Consider the following 17,417-nt stretch of genomic DNA (forward strand, 5'->3'; position numbering starts at 1 on the left):
TGATGGCAGAAGAACACAATCATTCCCGGGGCGATCGCGGACGGGGTCGGGGCGGTTCGCGCCCAGGCGGCTTCCGGTCAGGCGGCCGCCGCTCTTCGGGTTTCCACAAGGGCGGGTCGCACTCGGGCGGATACCGCTCCGGAGGCTATCGTTCGGGAGGTTACCGTTCCGGCAACTTCCACAGCCATGACAGCGAGGGTGGCGAAGAGCGTCGTTCCGAGAATAGGAATGGTCAGCGGTCCTTCCGCGGACGCGGGCACGACCGGTTCGAGCGCGACCATCGTGGATACAGGCATGACCGTCAGGATGGTCACGGCAGCTTCCGCAGGGATTCCGACCAAGATCGCCATTTCGACAGGCGTGATGACCGCCACGGCCGTCGGCAGGATGGTAACCGTCCACGTCGTGATTTCCATACCAACGGGAATGGCGGATATGCGCATCATGACCATGATAACGACCGTGGTCGGTCGGGGTATGGCGATCGCCATTCCGGTCGCGGCTACCAGCGGCACGGCCGCGATCGTGATCGTGGCCAGGGCTTCCGCGGCGATGGCCATTGGGGTGATGACCGGAGGTTTGACCGTCGGCAGGATGAGCGGTCTGGCGGTGATCGCCCATGGAAGAACCGTTCCCGTGATGACCGCCCGCGTCAGGACCGTTCGCATGGGGACCGTTTCTACGGCAACCGCTCCTATGGTAACCGTTCCCGCGATGACCATCGTCAAGGCGGTTATCGGAGCGACCGTTCCCATGGCGACAGGTACCAGGGCCAGCATGGTCGTGATGATCGCCGTCGTGATGACCATCGCTATGACGACCGCCGCGGGGCCTATCAGCGTGACCGCCAGAATGGCTATGACCGCGGTCGCCGCAATTCTGACGGGACCATCTCCTATCCCTCGCAGAACCCCTACACGGATCGTCGGCCTGGCGAGCCCAAGATGCCCAAGGGCCTGGAATGGTCCATGCTCTCCAAGGATGATCGCCTGCGCCTGCGCGGACTGAGCAAGGAACACGCGGAGAACATCGGCCTGCACATCCTGGCCGCCTATGCGCTGGAGGAGACTGATCCCCAGGGGGCCCTTGCTCATGCCAAGTGGGCTGCACGGCAGGCTTCGCGGATCGATCTTGCCCGTGAGACTCTGGCCCTGGTGGCCTATCGTCAGGGCGACTACAAACTGGCCCTCAAGGAGTTCCGCACTGCACACCGTATGAACGGCTATTCTGATTATCTGCCCTTCATTGCCGACTGCGAGCGTGGCCTGGGCAATCCTCGCAAGGCCATTGAGGAGGCCACCTCCGAAGAGGGCAGCCAGCTGCAAGGCGAGTCCAAGGCGGAGATGTTCCTGGTTTATGCCGGAGCACTGGGCGATCTGGGCCTGTGGGACAAGGCCATCGAGACGGTTCAGGCCCTGGTCAAGGCCCGCGGGCTCAGCGGCGACTACCGAATGCGTGCCGTGCAGGCCGAGCAGAACTTCCTTGAACAGGCTGGCCGCAGCCAGGAGGCTCTGGAGCTGGAACCTCTGCTGGATCGCCTGGAAGCTGAGTATGCCGACGAGGATGAGGACGAGGATGGTCAGAAGGACGGACAGTTTGAGGAGATCCTGATCGACTACGACCTGGAGCACCTGGATCCGGCCATGATGGAGGATCTCTCCATTGACTCGGATGGCGGTGAGGAGGACTCGGATGAGGCTGAAGTTGAGACTGAGGCCGCTGAGTCTGATGTCACCGATGCATCCGATCAGGGTGCCGATAACAGCAAGGTTGAGGAATCTCCTGAATCAGTAGGTTCGAACGATTCAGCGGAATCAACTGACACAGTAGATTCAACTGAGTCAGCTGATTCATCTCCAATGTCCGAATCCGGAATGCAGGAATCGTCGGATGCTGTGAAGCAACCCGAGGGAGAGCCTTCTCGCCTTGATGTGGAAGCTTCGGGGGATGGCTCTCAAAGCGACCAGACTGGCGACGAAACAGACGCGACTGTTGCCGATGAACCGGCTGCTGATGATGGTGATCTGTCTGGCAAGGACGCAGGATCCGAAGCCGATACTGCCGATCATCAAAATAAAGAGTCCAAGGATGAGCAGGTCAAGGAGTCGGATACGTCTGATGAAGCCAAGGCCGAATCATGACCGTCTTCCTCAAAGGAACTGAAGACGCCCCGGCAAAGATCTACCGTCTGGCTCTGCTGGATCTGGACGGAGTGGTCTACCGGGGCGCTGACCCTGTTGAGCATGCGGCCGAGGGGATCGACCGAGCCCAGACGCTTGGCATGCGCATGGCCTACACCACCAACAACGCATCCCGGTTTCCCAATGTGGTGGCCGATCAGCTGCGAGGATTTGGGCTGACCCTGGACGATGGCCAGGTCATTACCTCAGCCGTCGTCGCCGCACGAATGTTGCGCCGATACCTGCCGGAGGGTGCCCGGGTGCTGGTCATCGGGTCCGATCATCTGCGCGAGCAGATCCGCATCAACGGTATGGTGCCCGTGGATAAGGCTGCAGATCAGTCAGAGGCCATCATCCAGGCTTGGTATCCCGAACTGAGCTGGCAAGACCTGGCCCAGGCCGCCTTTGCCATTGAAAACGGTGCACGTTACTTCACCACCAACAAGGATCAGACCCTGCCCAGGGAGGGCGGTATGGCGCCCGGCAATGGGGCCATGCTCCAACCGGTGATTCTGGCTACTGGCAAGCAGCCGGAGGACTCGGCGGGCAAGCCGGAATCGGCCATGTACGACGAGGCCCGGCAGCTCTTGGCCAGCAGCCAGGAGGAGATCCTGAACGTTGACCTATGCCTACCTGTGGGCGATCGTCTGGACACTGACATCGAGGCAGCCAACCGGGGCGGGTACGACTCTATGCTCGTCCTGACGGGTGTGGCTCGAACACCCTCCATTCTGACTGCACCTGCCAAGTGGCGGCCGACCTATCTGGCTGAAGACTTGCGTGGCCTGGCCGAGTCGCAACCGCAGCCCAGCAAGGAGGCAGATCAGATCTGGCACTGCGGCGACCAAACCGCAAGGGTGGATGATGACGGGCATGTCACCCTCCGTGCTCTTGAAGGCGGTGGTGACCCCCTGCACGACTTGGATGCTGTGCGAGCCTGCGCCTGTGCGATCTGGGAATATCAGGATTGTGGTGGCGATATGGATTCGCTGGATTTGCCTGCCTTTGACATCGGGGCGTAGCGCTCATGTCGGAAGAGGTCAAATCAGGACAGCTTGGAGCGAGTGGATCTTCGCAAGGTTCCAATGACTACAGGCTGTCTGAGCAGTCCAGCCAGACCGAGCAGCCTGTTGAGTCTGAGGATTCTGGAGGGTCCTCACAGGCAGAAGACGAGAATACAACTGCGTCAGTACCTCAAGAGCCCATGGATAAGCAAGCCATGGCCCCCCTTTTGGAGCGTTTCCCTGATTTGGCGAAATTGGACGATCTGGATGATGCCCAACAGGTTGAGATGCTCGGCAAGGTGCTGGCCGGGCTTCAGCAGGATCTGAATCGGGAGGGCAAGTGAACGATGAGGATACGGTTGTCAGCGCTGGGGATGGTCGCCGAAGAACCGTGGCTCTTGCCCGCGACCGACTTGACCGTATCCTGCCTGCACAGGGGCTGACGAATTCGCGGGCCAGAGCCCAGGCGCTGATTCGTCAAGGCCGGGTTACGGTCAATGATCATCCGGCATCAAGGCCTGCTCAGAGTGTCCAGCCAGGTGATGTGATTTTTCTGGACCCGGGCGATGACTACGCCTCCCGTGGAGCACTGAAGCTGGAGGGTGCCCTGACGACTTTTGCGGCGCAGGGGATGCCCGATCCGCAGGACAGGCTCTGCCTCGATATCGGGGCGTCTACGGGTGGTTTCACTGATGTTCTGCTCAGGCATGGTGCCAAGCGGGTTATAGCCCTTGATGTGGGCCACGGACAGTTGTTGGGTCGGATTGCTGCTGATCCTAGGGTGGTTGACATGAGCGGTGTCAACATACGCGAAGTTCAGCCGGGCGACCTGCCGTATCGCCCGGAATACGTGGTCTCTGATGTGTCCTTCATCTCGCTGACCTACGTCATTCCCGTCCTCCCTGCTTTGCTGGCACCTATTGCTAACTGCTTGTTGCTGGTCAAGCCCCAGTTTGAGGTCGGACGTAGCCTGCTGGGCCATCATGGCATTGTGACGGACGAGGACCGCAGGCAAGAGGCTCTGGAGCGCGTCTTAGCCTGTGCATGTGAGCATGGATTTGTTGTCCGAGCTACCACCCCATCGCCCATAAGAGGAGCTCATGGCAACGTGGAATATCTGCTTTGGCTGTCTTGGTCACAGTCGGCCTGAAGCCTGCAGTTCCCCACCTCCTGCGCGACACACCAGACTGGACAGAATCCAAAGTTGCGGTAGTATAAATGAGTTGTCAAAAACGAGTTCCTCGTCAAGATGATATGCGCCAGTAGCCCAACGGATTAGAGCAGCTGACTACGGATCAGCAGGTTGCAGGTTCGAATCCTGTCTGGCGCACAAGAAACCCTTGGAAACATTAGCTTCCAGTGGTTATTTAATATCAGGATCATTCCCTTTCAGACACGATTAGACACGACGGGCGAAAATGCTTTAGTTCAGTTGCCTGTCTCGCTGTTGTTCCATGATCTCGGCCACTTCATCCAGACGGTCAGGCCAGAGCGGCGCATACACATTCAGGGTTATGCTGGCGTCCGCATGACCCAAGGCGTTCTGGACTGTTTTCACGTCTGCCCCTGCAGCGATGGATAGAGATGCGAAAGTGTGGCGGAGACTATGTATTGTGAGCCCAGGTATCTCAAGTCCGCTCCCGGCCACCGCTTTCACACAGATGCGGTTATACCAGTTCTTTATGTTGATGTGTTCTCCGCGTTTGGGGCGGAAAACGAAGGCTTCGGATGGTTTCCCTGAGCAGAGCCTTTTGGGGGGGAAGACGAGGAAACGGGAATCGCAACCCGCCTGCGTTCCCACGTTTTCGGAGATCCTAGAACCGGTTTGCCTTTGTCGTCTTCCGTCCAGGTTCGTAGGACGCTGACCCGCCGCTTCTCGAAGTCCATATCTGAGACTTTCAGTGCTGTTGCCTCGCTGATTCGCAGACCCACATATGCGAGGAATCGAATCAGGGTGCCGGACATGGTTGGATCAATCTTGTCTGCTTCCTCTGCCAGGTCTTCTACTTCCGCATAGGTCAGATATATCTTTTCGACTGTGACCTGCTTGCGAGGGAGTTTGATTCCTGACAGTAGGTCGATGGTAAGCCACCGGCGTTTAGGGGCTGCCGCATATCGGAGCACGCTGCCGAAAGTAACTTCCACTATGCTGTGAATGCTGTTGGGCGACAGTGGCTTGGGTTTGTGGGTGGTTCTAAATTCGCAAGGGGCTTCGCCTTTGTTGGGATCCTTGATTCCAGGTGTTTATGTCCGTCTCCGCTGTGGCGTTCACTGCACGTTGCCGCATCGTAGAAGCACATACTTCTTCTGTTCGCCGACAATATCGATTGATGCTTGATGCCTTCAGTTTATGCTTCGAACTCAGCTAGTCCTTGGTTGCCTCCCTGAAAATAATTCTTCTGAGTGTGTCCGGTACGTACTTGCCGCTTCTCAAATCCCCTCCGACTGCATCCCTGTATGATTAGGCATCATTCAGCTTGGGGATATGCATCTTTGGGTACGATCTTCAATACCTTCATGCCTTTTTACCAGGTGGTGGTGGCAGCGTTCGGGGACAGAGATGTCACGGTGGTGCTGTCGGTTGGCCGTGATTTCGACCAGGCCAAGTTGGGCCGGGTTCCTCAGAATATATTCATCCACCAGTCTGTAGACCAGCTGGCTGTCCTTGAGAGGGCTGACCTGTTCATCACGCATGGCGGCATGAGCAGCGTGAACGAGGTTCTTTACTAAACGGTGTCCATGGCGGTGGTTCCTATGGCCGACGATAGCCGACAGTAGGGGCGAGAATCGCTGAGCTAGGGCTGGAAACGGTCCTGGTGAGCTACAGGAAGGTCAACGGACAGACGCTGGAGCGTGCAGCCTTGATTCTGGCAGACAAACATATCGCCGACAATGTCAACATGATCAGCAAGGATATGCGAAAGTCCGGCGGCAACCAGCAAATAGTTAAGGATCTGGACCACATCCTCAACCAAACCTGACCAACCCAGTACTCCGTGCGAAAAAGATAGGACTAACATCCCCACGAGGAAACCTCTGTGCCTGCTTAACATATCAACCATTTCCGCAAAAGAGGCAGGGAAGTGTTGATCCGGCATTTAGGAGCTGGTGAAGTTCGTTCGAACAGATAAGAGTAAAAGCACATTGAACAACGAGAAGTTTTTTTATCCAAAATAGCTTGATCCTAGCAATTATACCGATCTTCTGATTGCCTGCATGAATTTATTGCCTCACAAATGTGATGATTTCATATTCTTAAATACTATCTGTATTCTATATAATCGCCTTTTTGACATATTCGTATGACGTATGTAATCTCTTAATTATGAAAGGCGATTGCAAGGACGCAAGGAGGAAAATGGTTGTACACGTTGTCATCATGGGTGTTGCAGGTTGCGGTAAGACCACGACAGGTGAGGCTGTGAGCAATCGATTAGGCTTTGTCATGGCAGAAGGTGATGATTTTCATTCGCAAGCCAACATTGAGAAAATGAGTCGTGGCATTCCACTCACGGATGAGGATCGTTGGCCTTGGTTGAGGGCCATCAATCGGTGGATGATTCGTTGCGATACTCAAGGAAAATCAACTGTGGTCTCCTGCTCGGCTCTCAAGCGTGCCTACCGTGACATTCTTCGAAATGACGTTCCGGTGCTTTTTGTGCATTTGTCAGGATCTTTGCAGCTGATAGCCGACAGGCTCGCCAAACGGAGTGGCCATTATATGCCTGCTTCCTTGCTACCCAGTCAATTTGCTGACCTGGAACCATTGGAGGCTGATGAACCGGGCAGCACAGTATCAATTGACGGTACAGCGGATGAGGTTGCAGACCAGGTCGTTGATGTCATTGATGAATACCGTCGTGTATCGGAAGGAACTGATGCAGATCGGAAACATTGAAACTTGTGATGTGAACGTGACCTCATTTATGGCGCCCTCCGGGGGTGGGTACTGCCAAGTAAATGAAGTTCAAATAATACGACATCTTTAGAGAAAGGAAAACAAAGTAATCAAAATGATGTAGACATGGTGGAGTCCACGGATCATGTCCATAAAAAGTATTGCCTACATACTCTGACAAGGGAGTCAATAATGACTACATTAAGAACAGCTATCATCGGTTGCGGCAAAGTCGCCGACTTTCATGCTAAGGCCTTCGTAAACCTGCCTGATTCGCAATTCGTGGCAGTGTATGATCGCAATCTTCAAAGAGCCCAGAAATTCGCCGAACCGTACAATGTTCACGCCTATGATGACATCAAGGATATGATCAGCAAAGAGCATATAGATGTTGTCAGCATCTGTACACCCCATCCGGCCCATGCGGCGCCGGCGATTGAAGCTATGAAGGCCGGTGCGCATATTCTCGTTGAAAAACCGATGGCCTCGTCTTTGGAGGATTGTGATGCCATGTTGGCTGTGGCTGAACAGGAGCACAAGAAAGTCGGAGTAATCTCGCAGCGTAGATTCTATAGACCATGTATGCGCATTAAGCAGGCGATTGATGCAGGGAAGATCGGCAAACCAGTGCTTGGCGCGGTTCGTATGCTTGGATGGAGAGACAAGCCATACTACGACAGCGATCCATGGCGGGGAACTTGGGATGGCGAAGGTGGCGGTGTTCTGGTGAACCAAGCTCCGCACCAACTTGATCTGCTGCTTTGGTACATGGGTGAGGTTGATGAGGTTTATGGCGTTTGGCGCAATTTCAATCACCCTTATATTGAGGTAGAGGACACAGCCGTCGCCGTGATCAAGTTTAAAAACGGTGCTTTGGGAAATGTTGTAGTCAGCAATTCCCAAAATCCCGCGTTGTACGGCAAGGTGCACGTGTATGGCGACAACGGCGCAGGGGTCGGCGTGCAGACCGATGGGGGAGCAATGTTCATCGCTGGAATGTCAACGATCACTGAACCCCCGTACAACGATTTATGGACCGTTGAAGACGAGGCCGATAAATTGGAATCTTGGAAAAAAGAGGACAGCGACTTCTTCAATAGCGTGGATTCGATGCACTATTATCATCAGCTGCAGGTCGAGGACTTCCTGAAGGCTGTCATCGAAGACAGCAAGCCTTTAGTCGATGGATATGAAGGACGTCGAACGGTCGAGCTGTTTACCGCCATCTACCAGAGCACCAAGGACGATGCTGTCATCAAGTTTCCACTGCATACCAGTCAGGATCGGTGATCGGTTATGAAACTTGGATTTAACGAAGCAACTTCTAGAGATTGTTCTGATTTATCAACCGATTTGAAATTATGCGAACGTGCAGGTTTTGATTCCATTGAAATCCGTTTGGACATGCTCAGGAACTACATGAAGGATCACGACCTTGATGAGTTATCAGATTTCTTCGCTACGAGCCATCTGAAGCCCCACGCAATGAATGCCCTCTATCTGTATGAGAAGCTATTCGCGCAAGACGATGATCCTGCCGAGCGAGAAACCGCCATGGACGATTTCAATCTGGCCTGCCGTGCAGCCCAGCACATCGGTTACAGATGTCTGATCGTGGTGGTGCCTCTGCATAGAAAGCCGGACGTTGAAGGCCCTTATGATGCGCCGTGGCCAGAAGTATTCTCCAACTGCGTTCGAATTCTGATGACCCTAGGGCAGATGGCTGCGCCATTCAAGGTGAATCTGTGCCTGGAGTTGGTTGGACATGAATACAGCGCTGTAAGGACGGTAGAACGGGCTTGGGATATTGTCAAAGCAGTCGATATGAGCAATGTCGGCCTTTGCTTTGATGCATGCAACCTCTATCTTTATCATCATCTTCAGGATTTTTCTGTAATGGAGTTGGTGAATCCGGAGAAGATCTTTGACGTGCACATCAATGACGCGGATGATTCTCCCATGCAAGGATTGATGCAATCCAACAGGGTCTTCTGCGGAGAAGGAAATATAGATCTGATGGACTTCCTTCGTGTGCTTCAACGCCTTGATTACCAGGGCAATGTGTCCATCGAAACATTCCGGCCCGAGTATTGGAGTTGTTCGCCGCAGTGGGTGGTGGATAATGCCTATCAGTCCACTCGATCAATGATGCAGAAGGCAGGTATCGTCTTCTAGCAACAACAGCTAACGATGCGGTGAGCAGGGAAATGCGACTATGCCGTCGATTGCTGACCGCATCTTTAGAGGGGACAAGAACGTCAACATACCAGGAGGTACACCGTTGACACCGACAATTTTTCTTATAGTTTTGGTGCTAGCAGTCGCACTGCTTGTCTACACCACCATCAAGCTGAAGATTCATCCGGTCATTTCCCTGTTCGTCATAGCCGTAATACTGGGTTTGGTGCTCGGCGGCTCTCTTGGCGACACTATGGACAAGATCAATAAATACTTCGGATCCACTCTAGCGGGCATCGCCATTGTCATCATCTTCGGCGCCATTATCGCCATGGGTATCCAGGACACTGGTGCAGCCACAAAAATTACTAATTTCTTCATACGAATCTTCCGAGGCAAGCACCTTGAGCTTGCGCCATCCTCTGCTGCTTTCGTAATGACGTTGGCAGTGTTTGGAAATATTTCCGAGGTCCTGACCGCGCCGATTTCTGCCGTCATAGCCAAGCGCGAGAAGATCACCATGGCGCTGATTGCGCCTCTGGTCTGTTTGGGATTGACACTGACCCACGGACTTGTTCCGACACATCCGGGGATTCTAGCAGTGAGCATCATGTTCAAGGCCAACATCGGCAAGGTGATGGTATGGGGCATCATCATCAGTTTCATCGCTTTCGTTGCCTCTTATCTCATCAGCAGACCCTTCTTGGGCAGAGAATACATCGCGCCAAATCCTGGATTCGCGGATGGCTATGAGGAGGCGCCGGAAAACGCCCCGCTCGATCAGCTCTACATCAAGGAAGAAGGCACTCCTTCGACCTTCTGGTCTTTCATGCCTCTGATTGTGCCGCTGGTTCTGATAGCTGCCGGATCCTTGGGAACACTTGGCGTGAAGAAAGGCAGCACAGCATATGCAGTTTTCAATTCCCTGGGCAACACCACATTTGCCCTTTTCGTAGGGGTCGTCCTGGTTGCTCTGCTGGTTGTCGGACGCAAGAACAAGGTGCTCGCCAGCGCTCGCAAAAGCGATGCATCCTTGTCCGACAAGTCTTCTGCCTTGGAGATCACTATGAACAGCTGGGTGGGTCGTGCCATGAAGACCGCCATCGACCCATTGATCATGATTGGCATGGGAGGAGCCTTGGGCGGAATCCTTCAAGATAATGCCATGGTCAAGCAACTAGGCTCCATGATTGTCAACCTCAGCGTTCCTGCGGTTACCATTCCCTTTGTGCTGGCGGCGGTGATGATGGGAGCCACAGGTTCGATGACCATAGCAGTCATGATCTCTGCGTCACTGGTCAACCCTATGATGGGCGCTTTGGGGTTGTCTCCGGTCGTCGCAACTCTTGCTATCGGCTGCGGCTCCATGGTATTCTGGCACGTCAATTGCAGCGGCTTCTGGATGATGACTTCGCTGTTCAATCTCAATACCAAACAGGGTCTCAAGTATCTGACCACACTGAATGCCTTGGGGGGAATCATCGGTTTCGCTGTGCTTTGCGGAGCTAGCGCCCTGGGTTGGGTCTGATTAGCCATTCTGGAATCTCGAATACCCAACGGGTCATTTCAGGTGCGGGCTAACCTGCATAAACAGGTGCCTGCACCTGTTTATGCCATAATTGCATTTTTTCATTCATTTGCAGAATTTCAAGGCTCAGGACTGTTCAGTTGTAGTCCGTACTTCGTCGACGATCCGAGTCATGGCCTCTCTAGCAAGGTCAGGTTCTCCCTTCCATATCGCTTCTGCCACCTGATCATGCGCCTCCAAAGCTTCCGTTCTGGGTTTGGCTGGGTACATGCCCAGTTCGACCCTGCTGGAGAGCATGGTGTTGACCAGCGGTGAAAGCGAGGCGAATAACTCATTGCCGCTGTATTTGAGAATTTTATCGTGAAATCGGATATCGAGCTGGTGAAATTCCTCTAAATTTCCGGATGTCCCGTCTTTGTGCATTTTCATTGCTAAAACCGGCATCAAGGCACGAACTTCAATCGGAGCTCTTCGCGCGGTGTCTTCTGCAGCTATCGGTTCTACTGCCAAACGTAGTTCAGTTAGGGAAAGCAGCTGTTCCTTACGATGAGAGGAATGTAATTTCCAACGCATGACTTGGGTGTCTAATGAATTCCATTGATCAAGGCTCTTGGCAATGAGCCCCACCCTTTTTCTAATATTCACAGCTTGCACGGATTGCAACGTTTGCGCTGTTTCTCTGGCTATAGTCCGGGACACCGAAAAACGTTGCTGTATGTCTGCCAGGGTAATGCTCGTTGTAGGCGGCCAACGTCCTTCGATGATGTCAATGGCAAGCAGCTCCGCAATATGAGTAGCATTGGGCCTAACGGATTTTTCGGTGTCGCAGTGGCTGGATGCTCCGCTGCGGGACTTTTGCGAAGCACTCAGTGTTTTGCCGCTTCCCGTTCTTGTCGGTGACGTTTCGAGACTGCTGGTAGTGCTCATACTTTACAGATTATCAATACCATATGGCCAAAGAGGGTTCCTTCTGGAAGTTTGGATAGACGCAGGAACGGTATGCCGCAATAGATGCCCGGCCGTCCAGCATTTCATCATAATCCGGGCGGCCGTTGCTCAGAGTACTCTGAAGCGCAGCATTCTTGTCATTGCGCCGTATAGCCACCATCAACAACAAACTCGGATCCAGTGGAGAAGGAAGAATCATCACTGGTGAGATATAGGGCCATGTTGGCTATTTCACGGGTTGAACCCAGCCGACCCATGGGGTGCAGTTTCTCGAGATCGCCACGCATCTGGGGATAGGCATCGACCATGCGAGTGCGGGCGTATCCGGGATGAATGGAGTTGATCCGGATTGGGTATCTATGCTGAGCGCAATAGAGGGCGGCCGACTTGGTCAGCAGTCGTACCGCGCCTTTGGCGGCGTTGTATGCGTACAGATTGGCTATGCCAATCAATCCTGTAATAGAGCACATATTAATAATGGAGCCGCCATGCTCCTTATGTGCGCAATAGCATGTTTGACGCCCAGCATGACCCCATCCCAAATCTACAGATAGGATTTTATGCCACTCGTCCATTGCAATATGCTCAGCGTCTTCAAAGAAGAGGATGCCCGCATTATTTACCAGTACATGGCTTCGCCAAACTTGTCGCGTGTGGCACTGAAGACAGGCTCCCAGCTGTCCTCCTTTGCGACATCTTGAGCTACGAGAACTGCCTTGTCCCTGCCTATGGCGTCTATGGCCTTCTGTCCACCTTGCTCATCCAGATCGGCGATGACCACCTTGGCTCCCTCCTGCACGAGCAGTTGTGCAGTTGACAGACCGGAGCCCTTGGCTCCTCCTGTAATGATTGCCGCTTTACCTGTCAATCGTGCCATAGTTGACCTCTTTGTCCATGACACCTTCTTTTATTCATGCTACTCGTGTGGCCTATAGCTGGATGGCGCTTCTATCATGCAAGCTTTAGCTGGATAAAGCGAGTCTGTCGGATTTGGACTTGACGGAGTATTGCTCATAAGGTAGATATAGGAAGAACCCCCCGTAGTTGTTAGGTCTCTATGCAAGGGCCCTTGGATTGCTAGGGCAGACGCCAAGGTTGTGCTGTTTCCATCTGTAAGGTGGTAAACGATAGGACCGACAGTAACTCCTAACTATAAATCCCCCCCCCCCTCCTCCTCCTCTAGAATCCCACCTGTGCAACATTGCGCAAGTATTCTTATAGCCCAGGTATGAGCCCTTCATCGCGGGAATGGGTAGTATGTAAATCTAGTCCAGAAGAGAGTGTGTCAAAAGTACGTATACAGAATCAAACTTTTCTGTCAGTTCAGCATATGCGTATCCCCTTGTTTTTGAGAAAACAAATAGAAATTATCACTGGATAATTTGTTTTTCAAATACGTTGAAATTCAGTAACGAAAAGCACGGACATTACCAATTATAGATATTGACTATCTTTTTGCAATCTGAAAAGATATCAAGACAAATATCGAGTAGAACTCTATCGTTTTCGTTGAACTCGGGAAAGGCGTTGAGCTTGCGCACAATCAGAGTACAGCGATTCAGTTCAAATAAGTCTAGGACACTCTGAGCAGAAATATTAGGAAATATGTTAACGCTTATCACTTCAGCCTAGTTTGCGAGCAATGACATGAAGGACGCGGGTGATAAGAGCTAAATCCCATCTGGAACCACCCAATATAGTTTCGAAACACAACCTGCTTTTATAGCAAAATATAGCCAGTTAGAAATATCTATAGAATCCTCATATTGGTATACGTCCCATACAAGGGTTCGCACTCCTTCTCGATTTCATGGTTCTCGTATGATATCGTTCCTGTCTTGTAAAAAGTAGGTCCGGTTCGCAGGCGTCAAGGATCTCCACTCGTCGAATGCCGGTCAGCAGCCGGGACCACATGTGTCTTCCAACGGAGTTGCCAGATGAGGACGCCGCAGCGCACAGCATCGATTCCATTTCGGACATGCTAAAAGTGGTCTTTTCTCCGACGATCTTCTTGTACTGAGCATCCGTGCTTCGAGGAATGGGTATCTTTTACAGCTGTGTTGGACGGGATGATCCAGTTTCTTATTGGCATTATGGAAGACAGAGTGGAGCATCGACCTCAGCTATTTCTTTAGGTTGATGCCTGCGTCTCCGAGTATTCGCCCCTTACAGTCATGAGATTCGGCTGTGTCCAGTATGCGCGTAATAACATCAGGGATGAACTTCACCAGCCGCTTGTCCTGATAGTCTGCGAGGTGGCTTTGCAGGACGTTGATATGCAGTCTGTAGGTCTTTGGAACCGCTATCTCTCTTTTCTTTCCCAAGAAGACGGGTGGGGGGGGGGATTATGAATCTAACGTGGCTGTCTTGTTCGCTTCCACCCCGTCTTTCTCTCCTTGCCTCGTTGCATCAGGCGCGGGCTTTCTCTGCGACGGATCCCGATTTGTCTGCGGTGAAGGTCTTCTTTCGCCGCCGCCCGTCCGGATAGTACCCTAGGTATATTTGCTGCTTCTACTGTATCTTGCTTTTGATGACGGGTTACTGTCCCTGTCTTTGTTCGTTTAGGCGGCCTTGTACTCGAAAGGTATCCCGGCTTCGATAGCTCTTTTACGCTTCAGCTTCTGCCTTCCAAATTTTCTGTGACATTTGGGTGAAAACATCAGACCTTCGGTTGTGTATTAGTCGTGTATTTATGGTGTAAAATCGTTGATTTTCTGGCAATCTGTCAGGATAGTTCCTTATCTGCTTTTATTGCGCTGCTGATCCGTAGTCAGCAGGTGGCAGTTTTGAACCCTGTCTGGTGCACGAGAAGTTAATAGTTCCAGAGCTTCAAGGCTGGGGCCATTCTTGTTTTCAGAGTCGGGCATATTACTTATACTGGATTCCCCTTCGGACTGACTCTGGCCGCATAGTATTGCGGCAGATAAGAGTCGCTACATTCTCGGGCCGGTATCTGGTCAGGAGTCCTATGTGCAAGTATGGAAGCTCGATTTTCTGCGTTTTCCATACGTTCAGTGTGTGTTCATCTGTACCGGTAGGATCTCGGCAATCTCTACGGATGCCAGCGGCTTTGTTCGGCGGCGTAGCCATTTTCACTTTCATTGGTTCTCATGACTCGATTTGGCTTTGATATATAACCGGCACGGGGGACTGGGAAGACGCACTGAGATGGTCGTTAGGTCTTCGTCAGATATGTGGACAGGATTGGTTCTATATCGTTTTTCGATGTTCCATCTCGTATTCGGGTCCCATTTTGTTGGGCATCTCGTTATCCACTTCGAAGTAGCCGTTAAATTCCCATCAGCTCCATAGTCAATTCCTGGCAGTTCTGAGCTCTTGTATTATATTTTCTGAAGTCATTGTCATGGCGTGATATATAAGCCACTTACCCGATCTGCTCTCTATTGAGTCGCTTTGGTAGATGGCTACCATTTCCAAGAGACGGCCTTTAGAATCCATGCCTATGGCTATTGAAGGAACGGATCTGTCGATTCTTGCCACGGAGATCATGCCCGATTTTCAGGACAATACTCAGGGATTGGCGTGGGCAATTGGCGGCGAGTGTGCTTGGCGCGGCGTTGATAACCCGTCTGAGGTGCTTCTCCAGCCTGCACTTTGGTTGAGCCATGCTGATAATCCTTAAAAAATGAGGGTGTCAAAGACTTTTGGCAGGGGAATTTTTGGTGGGCGAGGGTTGGGTTGATAGCTTGAGGGTGTCGGACTTGCGCAGGTCACGATGATGCAACCACATAGTTATTAACCAACAATCAGTCAGCGAACGATGGTCAGGGAAAGCGAGTGGCAGGGGTATGGAACTGGGCAATCAGATTCGCCGGTATCGCTCGGAGCGGGGCATGTCCCAGGATGATCTTGCGGGGAAGATATTTGTGTCCCGCCAGACCATATCCAACTGGGAGAACGACCGTACCTACCCGGACGTGCAGAACCTGCTCCTCCTGTCCAACCTCTTCGATGTGACCATAGACCAGCTGATCAAAGGAGACCTCGACATCATGGATAAGAGCATTGATTCGGAAACCAAAAACCTTCGCCGACTCGGCTTGGTCTGTGGAATTCTCACGGTCTTCATGTTTTTGACCCTTATCGTCGGATTTACTTTCTATTTGAAGTTGAATAAGTCAGATGTGATTCTGTATGCTATGCTTGTCTTGGCTCTGATAACGGGCATTTTGGATATTATAGCTGCCGCGTACATCGAGCAGATTAAAGCCCGCAATCATGTGCAGACCTATCGGGAGATCAAGGCCTTTCTGTCGGGCGAGGAAGTGGACCGCAGTAAACGAACCCGCTTTGAACGAAAGTGGGTCATACCCGGAAATCGATACTATAGCCAGGCGTTTAAGTCCCATCCGATTGTGGGGCCGGTCATCAATTTCTGTGTGACTTCTGCCGTTGGATTCTCTCTGGGTGCAGGTATCATCTGGACTCTGATTCATATCTTTGGCATGATCTGACCTGCATAGGGAAAGCAGATCGCACCTAAGAAATACGCTTTTGTATGACATTTCTTGGGTAGAAGTTGAGGGGGAGGGGGCTATACAGATATTTTTTTTACTGCTTCTTGAGGTGAACGGTGGTTGTGGTGCCCATCGCGCTGGCCTTGTAGGTGATTTCACCGTTTTCATACGTGAAATCTTTGGTGTCGTCCTGTGAGGCGAGCAAGCTCCGCGACATTTTGTCCTTGTTTCCCTGGCTGGTCCAAGAGTAGCCGCCAGCGGTGGTGGGCGGGGTGAAGCTGCCGGACCAATATAGGCTGGTGGTGTCGGGGCTCACCCAATTGATTTCTATACTATCAGCGGTCACCGTTGCCTGCTGGTAGTGGTCTTTATCGGAACCGTTTGTCTGCTTCCATGTCCCTGTTAGATCGGCCGGTTGTGGGGCTTTGTTCGTTTTCTTCGGCTCCCCTTGTGAACTGGTCGTTTGCTTTCCTGCATCCGAGCTTGTTGAAGAATTTCCTCCGCAGGATGACAAGCCTATCAACATGACTATCGCGGCAACTGGAGCCGCGATGCCCTTGCGCATTTGCGCTTCCTCTCGTCCTCAGTGAACGGCAATAGAATATCATGCAGACCTAAGTGAGATTGAAGTCGGCATTCATATCAGCCCCCCTGTAGGTCACAGAGATGACAGGTTTACGATGCTAATCGAATGCTGTGGAAAACAGCCCCAAGTTTGGAAACAATTCGTTAGCGTTGCTTTTGTGCATAGCTCCTGTGGACAAATATTCGATTCGATTGATAAATTGCAGAATAGGGTTCTCTTGCTTGAAAGTTTGAGCGTGATTCGTCCTTATACTTTTTAGAGTCAATGTGCTGTCAATCTGTCAGTTATTTGAAGAGCAGACGATGTTGTTGATTAGATGCTTGAATGGGAAAGTCATCAGACGATAGATCGAGTCTTTTTTATCAAAGAGGTGTTTGCGCGGCAGGATTGATATGTCTGCTGTGACATTAAAGTTAAGCCTATTTACCTTAAAGCCCTACCGTTTTCAGGGCGCTTGCCGCTTACTGGGTCAGAATGTACGAAAAGTACTGTATTCAGTATGTTTAAGGTTTGATGCAGAGTCACCCCGCATTATATATTTCCCCCCACATCTTCTGCTGCAGAAGTTATAGCGGGCAGGGAAGCAATGGGAATGTTCAAGAATTTGTTTCAAAGTT

At 52.1% G+C, this 17,417-nt stretch carries 15 protein-coding genes, 1 tRNA gene and 2 pseudogenes; 13 read left to right on the forward strand and 5 right to left on the reverse strand.

The features are described 5' to 3' along the window. Positions 1-2: 2 nt before the first annotated feature. The 5 genes from J3U06_RS03335 to J3U06_RS03355 all read left to right on the forward strand — a co-directional run bounded on the left by J3U06_RS03335 (position 3) and on the right by J3U06_RS03355 (position 4,514). Positions 3-2,141, forward strand: a complete 2,139-nt coding sequence (locus J3U06_RS03335) for a helicase (protein WP_267444319.1) — start codon at positions 3-5, stop codon at positions 2,139-2,141. After that, positions 2,138-3,202: an HAD-IIA family hydrolase gene (locus J3U06_RS03340; RefSeq protein ID WP_267444320.1), complete on the forward strand. Its 1,065-nt coding sequence runs from the start codon at positions 2,138-2,140 to the stop codon at positions 3,200-3,202. The genes J3U06_RS03335 and J3U06_RS03340 overlap by 4 nt, the downstream gene beginning before the upstream one ends. Positions 3,203-3,384: 182 nt before the next feature. Continuing rightward, a complete protein-coding gene (locus J3U06_RS03345; RefSeq protein ID WP_267441416.1) occupies positions 3,385-3,528 on the forward strand; it encodes a hypothetical protein in 144 nt (47 codons plus the stop codon). A 47-nt stretch (positions 3,529-3,575) separates the two neighbouring features. After that, complete coding sequence (locus J3U06_RS03350) at positions 3,576-4,334, forward strand: TlyA family RNA methyltransferase (protein WP_267444448.1); 759 nt, start codon at positions 3,576-3,578, stop codon at positions 4,332-4,334. Between the two features lie 106 nt (positions 4,335-4,440). Continuing rightward, positions 4,441-4,514 (forward strand) — tRNA-Arg (locus tag J3U06_RS03355). A 93-nt stretch (positions 4,515-4,607) separates the two neighbouring features. Here J3U06_RS03355 and J3U06_RS03360 read toward each other — a convergent pair. Continuing rightward, positions 4,608-4,985, reverse strand: a complete 378-nt coding sequence (locus J3U06_RS03360) for a tyrosine-type recombinase/integrase (protein WP_267444321.1) — start codon at positions 4,983-4,985, stop codon at positions 4,608-4,610. 50 nt (positions 4,986-5,035) lie between these two features. After that, positions 5,036-5,329 (reverse strand): annotated as a pseudogene (locus J3U06_RS09365) (tyrosine-type recombinase/integrase); the annotation flags it as partial. A 393-nt stretch (positions 5,330-5,722) separates the two neighbouring features. Between J3U06_RS09365 and J3U06_RS03365 the strand changes: the two are divergent. The 6 genes from J3U06_RS03365 to J3U06_RS03390 all read left to right on the forward strand — a co-directional run bounded on the left by J3U06_RS03365 (position 5,723) and on the right by J3U06_RS03390 (position 10,788). Beyond that, on the forward strand, positions 5,723-5,914 hold the full coding sequence (locus J3U06_RS03365) for a hypothetical protein (RefSeq protein WP_267444322.1): 192 nt from the start codon (positions 5,723-5,725) through the stop codon (positions 5,912-5,914). 86 nt (positions 5,915-6,000) lie between these two features. Then, the gene (locus J3U06_RS03370; RefSeq protein ID WP_267430399.1) at positions 6,001-6,165 is read left to right on the forward strand and encodes a hypothetical protein; all 165 of its coding nucleotides are present in this window, start codon (positions 6,001-6,003) and stop codon (positions 6,163-6,165) included. A gap of 377 nt (positions 6,166-6,542) precedes the next feature. Beyond that, complete coding sequence (locus tag J3U06_RS03375; protein WP_267444323.1) at positions 6,543-7,082, forward strand: gluconokinase; 540 nt, start codon at positions 6,543-6,545, stop codon at positions 7,080-7,082. Positions 7,083-7,274: 192 nt separating this feature from the next. Continuing rightward, the gene (locus J3U06_RS03380) at positions 7,275-8,372 is read left to right on the forward strand and encodes a Gfo/Idh/MocA family protein (RefSeq protein WP_267444324.1); all 1,098 of its coding nucleotides are present in this window, start codon (positions 7,275-7,277) and stop codon (positions 8,370-8,372) included. A 6-nt stretch (positions 8,373-8,378) separates the two neighbouring features. After that, positions 8,379-9,257: a sugar phosphate isomerase/epimerase family protein gene (locus J3U06_RS03385; protein WP_267444325.1), complete on the forward strand. Its 879-nt coding sequence runs from the start codon at positions 8,379-8,381 to the stop codon at positions 9,255-9,257. 40 nt (positions 9,258-9,297) lie between these two features. Then, positions 9,298-10,788, forward strand: coding sequence for a GntP family permease (locus tag J3U06_RS03390; protein ID WP_267444326.1), 1,491 nt, complete (start codon positions 9,298-9,300; stop codon positions 10,786-10,788). Positions 10,789-10,914: 126 nt separating this feature from the next. Here J3U06_RS03390 and J3U06_RS03395 read toward each other — a convergent pair whose 3' ends face one another. Both J3U06_RS03395 and J3U06_RS09325 read right to left on the reverse strand, forming a co-directional pair. Further along, positions 10,915-11,715: a FadR/GntR family transcriptional regulator gene (locus tag J3U06_RS03395; protein ID WP_267444327.1), complete on the reverse strand. Its 801-nt coding sequence runs from the start codon at positions 11,713-11,715 to the stop codon at positions 10,915-10,917. 158 nt (positions 11,716-11,873) lie between these two features. Continuing rightward, positions 11,874-12,613, reverse strand: a pseudogene (locus tag J3U06_RS09325) (SDR family oxidoreductase). A 2,544-nt stretch (positions 12,614-15,157) separates the two neighbouring features. Here J3U06_RS09325 and J3U06_RS03410 point away from each other — a divergent pair. Beyond that, the gene (locus J3U06_RS03410) at positions 15,158-15,379 is read left to right on the forward strand and encodes a hypothetical protein (RefSeq protein ID WP_267444328.1); all 222 of its coding nucleotides are present in this window, start codon (positions 15,158-15,160) and stop codon (positions 15,377-15,379) included. A gap of 166 nt (positions 15,380-15,545) precedes the next feature. After that, positions 15,546-16,211 (forward strand): helix-turn-helix transcriptional regulator, encoded by a 666-nt coding sequence (locus tag J3U06_RS03415; protein WP_267444329.1) that lies wholly within the window; start codon positions 15,546-15,548, stop codon positions 16,209-16,211. Positions 16,212-16,308: 97 nt separating this feature from the next. Here the strand turns inward: J3U06_RS03415 and J3U06_RS03420 are convergent, their stop codons facing one another. Further along, positions 16,309-16,779 (reverse strand): hypothetical protein, encoded by a 471-nt coding sequence (locus J3U06_RS03420; RefSeq protein WP_267444330.1) that lies wholly within the window; start codon positions 16,777-16,779, stop codon positions 16,309-16,311. Positions 16,780-17,417: the final 638 nt, after the last annotated feature.

This window comes from Bifidobacterium sp. B4142, assembly GCF_026537325.1.
GTDB lineage: Bacteria > Actinomycetota > Actinomycetes > Actinomycetales > Bifidobacteriaceae > Bombiscardovia.